Origin of the sequence: Bacillus sp. AFS053548, assembly GCF_002575105.1 — a bacterium.
Lineage (GTDB): Bacteria > Bacillota > Bacilli > Bacillales > Bacillaceae_G > Gottfriedia.
Genome location: NZ_NUHI01000042.1, coordinates 30,915 through 43,789, shown reverse-complemented (window position 1 = coordinate 43,789; position 12,875 = coordinate 30,915). Strand labels below are relative to the sequence as shown.

At 33.6% G+C, this 12,875-nt stretch carries 12 protein-coding genes; all 12 read left to right on the top strand.

Annotated features, from left to right (window positions below; translation table 11 throughout):
* Nucleotides 1–28: 28 nt before the first annotated feature.
* The 12 genes from CN946_RS20295 to CN946_RS20240 all read left to right on the top strand — a co-directional run bounded on the left by CN946_RS20295 (nt 29) and on the right by CN946_RS20240 (nt 12,848).
* Nucleotides 29–388, top strand: coding sequence for a rhodanese-like domain-containing protein (locus CN946_RS20295; protein WP_098862753.1), 360 nt, complete (start codon nt 29–31; stop codon nt 386–388).
* 16 nt (nt 389–404) lie between these two features.
* Nucleotides 405–701, top strand: coding sequence for a rhodanese-like domain-containing protein (locus CN946_RS20290; protein WP_098862752.1), 297 nt, complete (start codon nt 405–407; stop codon nt 699–701).
* A gap of 653 nt (nt 702–1,354) precedes the next feature.
* Entirely contained in the window at nt 1,355–2,305 is a 951-nt protein-coding gene (locus tag CN946_RS20285; protein WP_098862751.1) for a heme-dependent oxidative N-demethylase family protein, read from the top strand.
* Between the two features lie 6 nt (nt 2,306–2,311).
* Nucleotides 2,312–2,800: a hypothetical protein gene (locus CN946_RS20280; RefSeq protein ID WP_098862750.1), complete on the top strand. Its 489-nt coding sequence runs from the start codon at nt 2,312–2,314 to the stop codon at nt 2,798–2,800.
* 15 nt (nt 2,801–2,815) lie between these two features.
* Nucleotides 2,816–3,775 (top strand): PDR/VanB family oxidoreductase, encoded by a 960-nt coding sequence (locus CN946_RS20275; protein WP_098862749.1) that lies wholly within the window; start codon nt 2,816–2,818, stop codon nt 3,773–3,775.
* A 302-nt stretch (nt 3,776–4,077) separates the two neighbouring features.
* Nucleotides 4,078–6,177: a methylmalonyl-CoA mutase family protein gene (locus CN946_RS20270; protein WP_098862748.1), complete on the top strand. Its 2,100-nt coding sequence runs from the start codon at nt 4,078–4,080 to the stop codon at nt 6,175–6,177.
* On the top strand, nt 6,174–8,339 hold the full coding sequence (gene scpA, locus CN946_RS20265; RefSeq protein WP_098862747.1) for a methylmalonyl-CoA mutase: 2,166 nt from the start codon (nt 6,174–6,176) through the stop codon (nt 8,337–8,339). Before CN946_RS20270 ends, scpA begins: the two co-directional genes overlap by 4 nt.
* Nucleotides 8,340–9,359 carry a methylmalonyl Co-A mutase-associated GTPase MeaB gene (meaB, locus tag CN946_RS20260; RefSeq protein ID WP_098862746.1) on the top strand — a complete coding sequence of 340 codons (1,020 nt, stop codon included), beginning with the start codon at nt 8,340–8,342 and terminating at the stop codon, nt 9,357–9,359.
* Nucleotides 9,359–9,799 (top strand): methylmalonyl-CoA epimerase, encoded by a 441-nt coding sequence (gene mce / locus CN946_RS20255; RefSeq protein ID WP_098862745.1) that lies wholly within the window; start codon nt 9,359–9,361, stop codon nt 9,797–9,799. Before meaB ends, mce begins: the two co-directional genes overlap by 1 nt.
* Before the next feature lie 4 nt (nt 9,800–9,803).
* Nucleotides 9,804–11,354: an acyl-CoA carboxylase subunit beta gene (locus tag CN946_RS20250; RefSeq protein ID WP_098862744.1), complete on the top strand. Its 1,551-nt coding sequence runs from the start codon at nt 9,804–9,806 to the stop codon at nt 11,352–11,354.
* Nucleotides 11,355–11,639: 285 nt separating this feature from the next.
* Entirely contained in the window at nt 11,640–12,386 is a 747-nt protein-coding gene (locus CN946_RS20245; protein ID WP_098862743.1) for an MBL fold metallo-hydrolase, read from the top strand.
* A 33-nt stretch (nt 12,387–12,419) separates the two neighbouring features.
* Complete coding sequence (locus CN946_RS20240) at nt 12,420–12,848, top strand: protein-tyrosine phosphatase family protein (protein ID WP_098862742.1); 429 nt, start codon at nt 12,420–12,422, stop codon at nt 12,846–12,848.
* The last annotated feature ends 27 nt before the right edge of the window (nt 12,849–12,875 follow it).

Sequence of the window (12,875 nt, the reverse complement as noted above, 5' to 3'; positions counted from 1 at the left end):
TATCAACCTTCTTGAAAGTAGGACTTAAATGGAAATGTTAAATATTCTAATCATCTTATTAATTGCTTATTTTTTAGTGCAAACTTTTCTTCCAATCAAAGGGGTTAAGCAAATTTCAACAAATGAATTAAAAAATGAATTGAAAAGGAAGGAAAAACAATTCATTGATGTTCGAACACCTGCAGAATATAAAGGAAGACATATAAAAGAATTCAAAAATATTCCATTACATATGTTAAAGCAAAATTTAAATCATCTATCAAAAGATCAAGAAACAATTATTATTTGCCAAAGTGGAATGAGAAGTAAAAAAGCATGTAAAGTTCTTAAAAAAATGGGTTATACCAATATTACAAATGTAAAAGGCGGAATGAGTACCTGGTCTTAATAAAGGAGAATAAGTAATGAGAGAAATTACAGCAGAAAAACTTGAAGATCTATTAAAGAATGGAAATACAGTTAATATAATTGATGTTCGCGAGGCGGATGAAGTAGCAAACGGAATAATCCCTGGTGCGACGCATATTCCACTTGGTTTAATCGAATTTCGCATGGCGGATTTAGATAAAAATAATGAATACATCGTTGTATGTCATGCTGGTGGCAGAAGTAGTCGAGCAGTACAGTTTTTAGAAAGCCATGGATTTAATGTTGTGAATATGACTGGCGGTATGCTTGCTTGGACAGGAGAAATTGAATAAACGTTTTGATCAAAATTGCTTATAAAAGAATATAAGCAATTTTTTTATTTGTATTGAGAGTTTAGAACATACTCAGGTTTATTAGTAGGAGAAAACTGTAAAAGGTAAAATACCTACCTATAAAGGCTTATGGGTAAGTAAAATGGCCTGGAATTCATGAATAATTAAAAAGGCAAAAAAATGAGATAAAGTACCTCATAAAGGGTTCATGAGGAAGTAAAAAGACAAAAAGCTGAAATATAGTACCTCATAAAGGGTTCATGAGGAAGTAAAAAGGCAAAAAGAAAAGATATAGTACCTCATAAAGGGTTCATGAGGAAGCAAAAAGGCAAAAAGAAAAGATAAAGTACCTCATAAAAGGTTCATGAATAAGCAAAAAGACAAAAAGCTGAAATAAATACCTCATAAAGGGTTCATGAGGAAGTAAAAAGACAAAAAGCCGAGATATAGTACCTCATAATAAACGATTCTTTCGTAAACTTTCTATTAAATTGAACAATAAATCGGACTAGCTATTGACATAAAAAACAGAATATTCTTATAATTAATTAAAATCTAATGTAACAAAAAACAGAAATTAATAGAATATTGATCTTTGTCTAGTTTAACTTATTTGAACGATTTACTTTTAATCTACTATAAAGGGTGTTCAGATGAATCAAGTTAATGAATTAGAAAGCTTTCCGTATCCGTTTAAAGAGGAGATTTATCGTTACTCTAATAATTCTATTTTATTAGATCCACCAGTAAGCATCGAGATTACTCCTAAATATGAGAAGGAAATAAAATTAAAAAGAAGCTTGTTACACAATTCACCTAGCCATTGTTATCAGGCACTTCCTACTAGTTTTGAAGGGCAATGGGAAATTGTAGAATTAGTTTTAGATCATCTAATAAGGTATTATCCAAACTATTTTGAAGTTCATAAGGGTCATGAATATTGGACTATTTATAATAAGCTTCTGATGGAGGAGGAACAATTTAGGTTTGGGGACCTAACTTCTGTATTAGGAAAACCATTGAATTTCATTGGTAGACATGTTCAAGAGGATTTAATTTATATGAGTCAACGAGATGGAGATCTATTTTTAGATGCTGGACATCTCTGCTTTCCTTCTAATTGGTCACTTACTTTTAAACTAGGAATGAGATTTAAAGAGATTCATCAGCCAATCCCTCTGTTTGGTGAAAAATCATTGGATGAACGAATTCTTCGTTTCTTAAAAAATATTGAACAAGGAGCACCTTGGGCTCGTAAAAATTGGTCATTAATGGCAGGGAAAAGAATTAATACTTCATTAGAAACATTTGATCAATGGGGTAAAGATAGAAAAAAAGTTACAACTGATAATGTCGGGAAATTTGTTCACTTACGTGTTGAAGTTCAAAAGTTATTTAGGTTGGCTGCTAGTAATGGACTCCTATTTACGATTCATACTCACTTATTACCACTAGAGCAATTAACCTTAAATAAGGAATGGTTAGAACAATTTTATAAAATTCTATGGGAATTGCCGGATTTCATTTTAGATTATAAAGGAATCTCTTCATATAAAAAAGAAGTAATAACATATTTAAAAAATAAACTTGATGAAGTTGGGTAGAATGCGATGAATAATTTAATAGTTGAAGAAGCTAGTTTTATAGATGGAAAAAGAAAATATTTAATCTGTTCGAATCATAGAGGGAGGTCGTTAATCCAGCCAATTTTAGAAAAGTTACTTGAAAAAAATTATTCTTTTGATTTTGTCTTCATCGGATTTGATTCAAGTCCAGAACAAATGCAAACTAATCTTAAAACTTGGTTGCAAAGTCAGAAAATGGGTAGCTATTTATATTTAGCACTAAGTAAAGAAGAGCTTAAAAATTTACGACCAATTATAGAAGATGTTGGATTTTTTGAAGATGAAGTACAATATATTGGTTATGGTGAATTGAACTCGAAGGTTTTTTGTTGTCGTTGTCATAGTTTAACTGAATTAAAAAATTTAGAAATTGGAAAAGAAGTTCAGTGTCAAAACTGTCATTTATTACTTTCAGTTTCTGACCATTATTCGGTCCATTATGACGCATATTTAGGAAATATCGCTAAATTGTAGATGGGAGTGAATGGATTGATTGAGAATACGATACTAGTTCGTGTTAATGAAATAAAGCAAATAACACAACAGGTTAAAGAGTTTAGTTTTATTCCAATTGATGAATTTAATCTTCCAACTTTTAGTGGAGGTTCTCATATTAATACAAACGTAGCTGCAGAAAATGAGATTATTTGCAGACCCTATTCCTTAGTTCATCATTCACTTATTGATAACACTTATAAAATTGCCATTCATTTAAGTTCGGAATCAAAGGGTGGTTCAAAATATTGGCATGAACGAATTAAAGTAGGTGATCGACTACGCATTAGCTATCCAAAAAATCATTTTCCATTAAGTTTAAGAGCGAAACATCATGTGTTTTATGCAGCGGGTATTGGCATAACGCCATTTTTATCGATGATGAAGGAATTAAAAAGTAAAAATAAATCCTTTGAACTTCACTATACATCGGCAACAAAATCAAGTAGTGCATTTTATGACTTTTTAAATGAATATTATAAAGAAGAGACTACATTTTACTTTACGAAAGAGCTTAATTCTAGTCGAATAAAAGTTGAAACGCTTTTAGACCATTCAATCGGTACTCATGTATATTTTTGTGGTCCTAATCGGTTTATTTCTCAATTTAATGAGTCAGCTTATGCATTTGGCTATCCGAAATCAAGTGTCCATATTGAGGTTTTTACACCACAATTATTGGCTAACTCAAGACCCTTTGAGGTAAGACTGGCGAATGGAACGACAAAACAAGTTCCCGTTGATAAAACTTTATTAGATGTTTTACTGGATGAGGGCATAAAAGTACCCTATTCCTGTAGAGTTGGTAGATGTGGGACATGCGAAGTAAATGTAATCGATGGTCAAATTGAGCATCACGACTTTTTATTAGATGAGGATCAAAGAAAAAGTAATAAGATGATTTTAACCTGTGTCTCTAGGGCGAAATCCAGTCAAATAATCCTTGAAATTTAGAGTTCAATTTTAGTAAAACAGCTAGACTACCCATTTATTTGGTAGACTAGCTGTTTTATTTTTATGTTTTTTTAGAAAAAAACTAATGTCGAAATATAATTATAAATGAGAGGATTTAAAAAATACCTAATTTTCATAATTTTAGAGGATTTTTGAAAGCATTTGTCGAAATTTTAATTATTCTTTGCATTTATATTCTTAATGAAAAGAAAGATCGACTTTATTACATAGATAAATTCGATCATGCAATTTATTTTTACATCTTATTAAATTAAGTGTTAAAGAAAGGAGTGGCTTTATACATGTCAGAAAATACGAAAACTTCGAACCATAATTTGGAAGAGAATTTATTTGCTGAGTTTCCAAAGCCTACTGTACAAGAGTGGAGAGATGTTGTTGAAAAATCCTTAAAAGGAGCCACTATTGAGGAAAAGCTTGTAACCAAAACGTATGAAGAAATAATTTTGAAGCCGATGTATGGGGAAGAAGACATCGCTAACTATCCTTATTTAAACGCACAACCAGGAGAATTCCCTTTCGTTAGAGGAACAAGTGAACAAGGTTATCTAGAAAAGACATGGGAAATTAGTCAGGATTTAGATTGTTCAACGCCTGAGGAGTTCAATCGTGTTGCAAAACACGATTTAGACAAAGGTCAAACGATGTTAAAGATTCAACTTAACGAATCTATCGAAACAAACAGTAAAAATAACAATTCAAATAAAGGGTTAATCTTAACATCTATTAATGATTTTAGAATAGCCTTTCAAAATATAAATTTAGAGGAAGTTCCTTTATATATTGAAACAGTTAACGGCGGGCAAGCATTTTTTTGTTCATTTATCGCATATTTGCAACAACAAAATTACGATTTTAATAAAATAAATGGATTTATTGGTATGGATCCGATCAGTAATTTAGTGAAAGAAGGAACACTTCCGTATTCTCTTGAAAATGCTTACAAAATGATGGCTGAAATCACAAAATGGTCGGTTAAACATACAGCAAATTTAAGAAATATTTTAGTGCAGTCACATCCTTATCACGATGCTGGAGGAAATGCAGTGCAAGAATTAGCATTTGCTATTTCTACTGGATTAGAGTATTTACGCGAAATGGATAACCAACAAATTCAGCTTGATGATGCAGCGACGAAAATACTATTCTCGTTTTCTGTCGGATCGAACTTCTTTATGGAAATCGCAAAATTAAGAGCAGCTAGAATGATTTGGGCAAGAATGATGAAAGAATTAGGTGGGAATGAAGCTTCACAAAAAATGAATATTCATTCTCGTACATCTGCGTGGACGAAAACGATTTATGATCCTTATGTAAATATACTTAGAGGAACTGTAGAAGCTTTTGCAGGAGTAATTGGAGGATCTGATTCACTTCATGTTTCACCATTCGATGAATCGATTAAATCATCTGATGAGTTTTCTAGACGTATTGCGAGAAATACACATTTAATTCTTGAAAAAGAATCAAATTTATCAAAAGTCGCTGATCCAGCTGGTGGTTCTTGGTATATTGAATCACTTACTTACTCTTTGGCTGAAAAGGCTTGGGAACTATTCCAAAAGATTGAAGAAAAAGGTGGAATGGTTAAGGCAATACAAGAAGGCTTCCCACAAGCATTAGTTAGACAGGTTGCAGAAAAGAAATTGAGCAACATAAAAAATAGAAAAGATAAATTTATTGGGACTAATATTTATCCAAATCTGAATGAAACAGGGTTAGAGAAAAAAGAATTGGATCGTAAAGAAGTTGAAGGGAATAAAGAAAACTTCGAGGGAAGTTCCGAACATTTCGTATTACAAAGTGGTTGTTCAATAGAAGATATTATTGATGCAGCAAATAACGGTGCATCAATATCGAACATTTTAACTGCAATGAATTTAGTAGGTTCAGAGATTCCTAGCGTTAATCCATTAAACATACATCGTGGTGCACAACCTTATGAATCATTACGCCAAAATTCTCAAAGCTATAAAAATAGTACAGGTGAATTTCCAACTGTATTTGTAGCAAATTTTGGGCAAGTTGCAGCATATAAAGCTCGAACAGACTTTGTTACTGATTTCTTTGAAGTTGGAGGATTTAAGGTGCTTCAAAATAAAGGCTTTGCATCAATTGATGAAATAATTGATGAATTTAAAAAATCAGAATCGACAATTGTTGTCGTTTGTTCAACTGATGATCAATATTCAGAAGTTGTACCTTCTTTAACAAATCAGATAAAAACAATTAATCCGAATGCAAAAATACTTTTAGCAGGAAAACCGTCAATAGATGATATGAATTTATATAAAGAAGTTGGAATTGATGATTTCATTCATATCAATGTAAATAATTTCGAGAAGTTGCAAAATCTTCAAAAGGATGGAGGGATTACGGAATGAACAAACTAACAGACTTTACAAAGATGCCATTTAATACAACATTTTCAGCACCGAATATAGTACCTCCTAAACAGATGCAAGTTAATTATGAAGATTGGAAAACTTTAGAACAAATAGATGTAAAACCATTATATGATTCGAATGATCTTAATCAGATGGAACATTTAGGTTACGTTTCTGGAATTGCTCCGTTTTTACGTGGACCTTACCCTGCGATGTATATAAACAAGCCTTGGACAATACGTCAATACGCTGGCTTTTCAACTGCAGAAGAAAGTAATGCATTTTATCGAAGAAATTTAGCTGCTGGTCAAAAAGGTTTATCGATTGCGTTTGATTTAGCTACTCACCGTGGATATGATTCAGATCATCCTCGTGTTGAAGGGGATGTTGGAAAAGCAGGGGTTGCAATTGATTCAATCCTGGATATGAAAATTTTATTTGATGGTATTCCTTTAGATAAAATGTCAGTTTCAATGACAATGAATGGTGCAGTACTTCCTGTTTTAGCATTTTATATTGTTGCTGCTGAAGAACAAGGAGTACATCAATCACAACTTACAGGAACGATTCAAAACGATATTTTGAAAGAATATATGGTGAGAAATACTTATATTTACCCACCAGAAGCATCAATGCGTATTATCGCTGATATTTTTTCTTATACTTCACAACATATGCCAAAATTCAACAGCATCAGTATATCTGGTTACCATATGCAAGAAGCAGGAGCAACTGCAGATATCGAATTAGGCTATACTTTGGCAAATGGATTGGAATATGTTCGAACAGGTTTAAAAGCGGGTATCGATATTGATTCGTTTGCTCCTCGTTTATCATTTTTCTGGGGAATTGGGATGAACTATTTCATGGAAATCGCAAAAATGAGAGCAGGGCGCATGCTTTGGGCTAAATTGATCAAATCATTTGATCCAAAGAAAGAAAAATCTATGGCGCTAAGAACGCATTCACAAACATCTGGTTGGAGTTTAACTGAACAAGATCCATTTAATAATGTGACTCGTACTTGTATTGAAGCGATGGCTGCTGTTTTAGGACATACTCAATCACTTCATACGAATGCTTTAGATGAAGCAATTGCATTACCAACTGATTTCTCTGCTCGTATTGCCCGTAATACGCAGCTTTATCTACAAGAAGAAACTGGAATTTGTAATGTAGTGGACCCTTGGGGAGGCTCATATTACGTTGAATCGTTAACAAATGAATTAGTTCAAAAAGCTTGGGCACATATTCAAGAGGTTGAATCATTAGGTGGAATGGCAAAAGCGATTGAAACTGGTTTACCAAAGATGAGAATCGAAGAAGCCGCAGCAAGACGTCAAGCTCACATCGATTCAGGTAAAGAAACAATTATTGGCGTTAATAAATATCGCCTTGAAAAAGAAGATCCATTAGATGTTTTAGAAGTTGACAATACTGCAGTTCGTGAAGCGCAAATTATGCGATTACAAGAGCTTCGAGCAACTAGAGATGAAGCAAAAGTTCAGGCAGCATTAGCTGCAATTACTGAGGCTACGGAGTCTGGGGAAGGTAATTTGTTAGCGCTTGCAATTGAGGCTGCTAGAGCTCGTGCAACATTAGGTGAAATTTCGGATGCTTATGAAAAAGTAGTAGGTAGACATAAAGCCGTTATTCGTTCAATTATGGGAGTTTATAGTGCGGAATACGGTGAAAAAGATGAAATAGAAATTGTGCGTAAAATGGCTGATGATTTTGAAGAGAAGGAAGGTCGTCGTCCTCGTATTATGATTGCTAAACTTGGACAAGACGGTCATGACCGTGGAGCGAAAGTAATCGCAACAGCATTTGCTGATTTAGGCTTTGATGTAGATATCGGTCCTTTATTCCAAACACCAGCGGAAACGGCACTTCAAGCAGTTGAAAATGATGTTCATGTTATCGGAATGAGCTCTTTAGCAGGAGGCCATAAAACGCTACTTCCACAATTGATGGAAGAGTTAAAAAAACTAGGTCGACAAGACATAGTTCTTGTTGCTGGAGGAGTAATACCAGCAGGGGATTATGAGTTTTTATTGAAGAACGGAGCGGCAGCAATCTTCGGACCAGGTACTGTTATCCCAGTTGCGGCACAAAAGGTAATTGAAGAAATTAATCGCCGACTTGAGGATACGATTTAAATGGATCACGAAAACAAAAGAAAGAAAAAGCTTTCAGAAGACGACTATGTAAATGGAGTACTTGAAGGCAATCGTACTATTTTAGCCCAAACAATTACCCTTATAGAAAGTAATTCGTCAGCACATATGAATTCTGCACAAAATGTGTTGACGAGGTTACTTCCTCATTCAGGTCGTTCGATCCGGATTGGAATAACTGGGGTTCCAGGTGCCGGTAAAAGTAGTTTAATAGAAAGCTTTGGAACATATTTGTGTGAACAAGGACATAAAGTAGCGGTTTTAACAATCGATCCAAGTAGCACAATTACTAAAGGTAGTATTTTAGGAGATAAAACAAGAATGGATTCACTTTCAAAGAATCCTAATGCATTTATTAGACCTTCTGCATCAGGTGGTTCTCTTGGTGGGATTGCACGTAAAACACGAGAATCAATGCTAGTATGCGAAGCAGCAGGCTATGATGTGATTTTAATCGAAACAGTCGGTGTTGGACAAAGTGAAGTACAAGTTCGTTCAATGGTAGATTTTTTTCTTTTAGTCATGCTAACTGGAGCAGGAGATGAGCTACAAGGAATTAAAAAAGGCATCATGGAACTTGCAGATTCAATTGTTATCAATAAAGCCGATGGACAAAACAAATTAAAGGCCAAAGCGGCTAAAGCTGAATTTAATCGAATACTTCACTTATTACAGCCTTCAACTCCAGGTTGGTCTAGTAAAGCATACACAGTTTCCGCGTTACTTGGTGAAGGTATAGAAGAAATATGGAATGAAATTAATGCTTTTAAAGATCTAACAACTGAGTCAGGCTATTTTTCTTTGCGACGTCAAAAACAAATGATTGATTGGATGTACAACATGGTTTTTGAACAGTTAAAACTAAGTTTTATGAATCATGAAAGTGTAAAACTAAATTTAAAAACGATCGAAAGCTCAATTGTAAATGGAGAATTAACAGCAACTTCAGCTGCAAACTATTTATTATCCATTTTTGAAGGCAATCGAAAGGAGACAATGTAATGCATGAGACTAGTCCTAAAAAAATTAATCATATTGGAATTGCAGTAAGAGATTTAGAAACTTCTATTCAATTGTATACGAATGTACTTGGCTTAAAACTTAAAGGAATTGAAACAGTTGAAAGTGAAAAAGTACGAGTAGCATTTATCGAAATCGGAGAAGTGAAAATAGAGCTTTTAGAAGCAACTAGTCCAGAGAGCGCAATTGCAAAGTTTATTGAGAAAAAAGGCGAAGGAATTCACCATATTGCATTAGAAACAGAAAACTGTGAGAAACAGCTTGAAATTGTGAAAGAACACGGAATTAAACTAATAAATGAAGTTCCAAAAAAGGGTGCGCACAATAGCCTAGTTGCATTCCTTCATCCAAATTCAACGAATAAAGTATTGTTTGAGCTATGCCAACCATCATCTAGTGTTACCGGAAAGGAAGTTGAATAAAGTTATGACGACAGCGTATGAGAAAATTAATGAATTAATGGATCGAAAGAGAGTCATTGAACTTGGCGGTGGAGACGAACGAATAGATTCACAGCATAATAGAGGGAAATTAACTGCTAGAGAACGTATTAATCTATTATTAGATGAAGATACTTTTGTCGAATTAAATCCTTTTATTAAACATCGTGCTACTAATTTTGGAATGGATAAAATGGATAGTCCAGGTGAAGGTGTTGTCACGGGTTACGGTAAAGTACATGGACGTTTAATTTATGTATTTGCACAAGATTTTACAGTATTTGGTGGAGCATTAGGTGAAATGCACGCTTTAAAAATTGCGAAAGTTATGGACTTAGCAGCAAAAGTGGGTGCTCCGATTATAGGGTTAAATGATTCTGGTGGTGCAAGAATACAAGAAGGAGTAGTTTCTTTAGACGGTTACGGTCATGTATTTTATCGCAATTCGATTTATTCTGGTGTTATACCACAAATTTCTGTCATAATGGGACCGTGTGCAGGAGGGGCAGTCTATTCACCATCAATTACTGATTTTGTTTTTATGGTTGAAAAGACGAGCCAAATGTTTATTACTGGTCCAAAAGTAATCGAGACAATAACTGGGGAAAAAATTACATCTGAAAATCTAGGAGGAGCAAAAGTTCATTCTTCGATTAGCGGTGTAGCACATTTCACTGAAGAATCAGAACCAGAAATATTAGAACAGGTACGCAGATTAATCAGCTTCTTACCTCAAAATAATAACGAAAAACCAGAAGGTGTTCCATTCTTTGAAAAAGATGATTGGAGAGAAGATCTAATTGACTTAGTTCCGATCGAATCTACGAAAGTTTATGATGTAAGAAAAGTGGTTGAGCAAATTCTTGATAATGGAGACTTCATGGAAGTACAACCAAACTTTGCAAAGAACATTGTTATAGGGTTTGGTCGAATTGATGGACAAAGTGTAGGAATCATAGCAAATCAGCCAAAAGTAATGGCAGGTGGTCTTGACATTAATTCTTCTGATAAACTTTCAAGATTTATCCGTTTCTGTGATTCATTTAATATTCCTTTAATTACATTTGAAGATGTAACAGGTTTCTTCCCAGGTGTAAACCAGGAGCATGGTGGAATTATTCGTCACGGAGCTAAAATTTTATATGCATATTCAGAAGCTACAGTTCCAAAAATTACTGTAATCTTAAGAAAAGCATATGGCGGGGCATACGTAGCAATGAATTCGAAAGCAATTGGTGCAGATGTAGTATACGCTTGGCCAAATGCAGAAATCGCCGTAATGGGACCAGAAGGAGCAGCAAATATTATCTTCGCAAAAGAAATTAATCAAAGTATCGATCCAATTGCAACAAGAGCTGAAAAAATTTCAGAATATAGAGAAATGTTTGCAAACCCATATGTTGCAGCTTCTCACGGCATGGTCGATGATGTTATTGATCCAAGAGAAACACGTAAAGTCTTAAAACAATCCTTAGAAATGTTAAGAACAAAAAGTGAAACACGACCTAAGAAAAAACATGGAAATATCCCGCTTTAAAAATTAGGGAATTGTAATGGGAATCAACGTCACTAAACTTCCTCTACTGTGAATATTTTAGTCGACAAGTCCTTATTACGACAGAATGACTAGATATACTGAAAGATTAGTATATCTAGTTTTTTTCGAGAAAATGTTAAAAATTACATTTTAATAAATCAACCAATCTATTGACAAATAAAAATATTTATGATATAATTATATATTTTTGTGTTGACTGGATGGACTATAATCGGTACGATAGTACTTGGAAATGATTACACAATATAGTTCGGGAGTGATTTTATGCTTGGTAGAAATAAGATCCAAATGTTAAGCATTACGTTGAATTCAAATGGTATGACTAATACAATTCATCCAACACTAATTTGGGATGACGAAGATGTCGTATTAATTGATACAGGTTATCCAGGACAATTAAACGAATTTCAAAACTGCTTTGAAACTGTTGGAGTATCTTTTGAAAAACTTAATAAAATACTGATTACTCATCAAGATATTGATCATATTGGAAGTCTTTCTGCGATCGTAGAAGAGTCTACTAACCAAATTGAAGTCTATGCGAGTGAGATAGAAAAACCTTATATTCAAGGTGAAAAGTTACTTATTAAAATTACCCCAGAAAAAATTGCGAAAGCTGTAGCGTCATTGCCAGCCGATACAACAGATGAATTTCGAAAAGCATTTAAAAACAGATTAGAAAACCCACCAAAAGGTAAAGTTAACCATATTGTTACACCAGGAAATGATTTGGCAATTTGTGGTGGTATTATTGTAATTGACACAGCTGGACATACACCAGGACATATAAGCTTTTATCATAAAGAGTCGAAAACATTAGTTGCAGGAGATGCGCTGATGATTGAAAATGGTCAATTAAACCCTTCAAACCCACAATACACTTATAATATTGAACAATCGATAAAATCACTTGAGTCTTTATTGTCATTTGATATTGAAAAAGTGATCTGTTATCATGGTGGATTATTTGAAGGGAATGTAAAAGAAAGATTAATTGAAATCATTCAATAAAAATATTAAAAAATCGTTTTTGGAGGCAAAAATATGAGCAACAAGAATTATCAAGAATTAATAAAAGATCGTGTCTTTTTCGGTGGGGCAGATGACGTTAAAGACATGATGGAAAACGAAAATGCAGATATTATTTTTGATCTGAGAGTAAAAAATTATGAGGATGACCCTCAAATTAACCGTGTACATAGTCCGATTGTTGATGATAAAGAAGAACAAGCAGAAACACTTAAAAGAGCGATTGATCATGTAGTAGAAGCTTATCAAAATGATCAAAAAGTGTATTTCCATTGTGGTGGTGGTAATACACGTGCAGGTACTGTGGCAATTGGAGCATTAATTGCACTAAACAAAGCTGAAACAATTGAAGAAGCTGAAGAAATGGCTAGATCAATACGTCCAACAATTAAATCGAATCCTGATATGAAGGAATCCTTAAAAATGATTTTTCCTAATGCTTAAATTAAAATAAAAAACGCTAATTATACA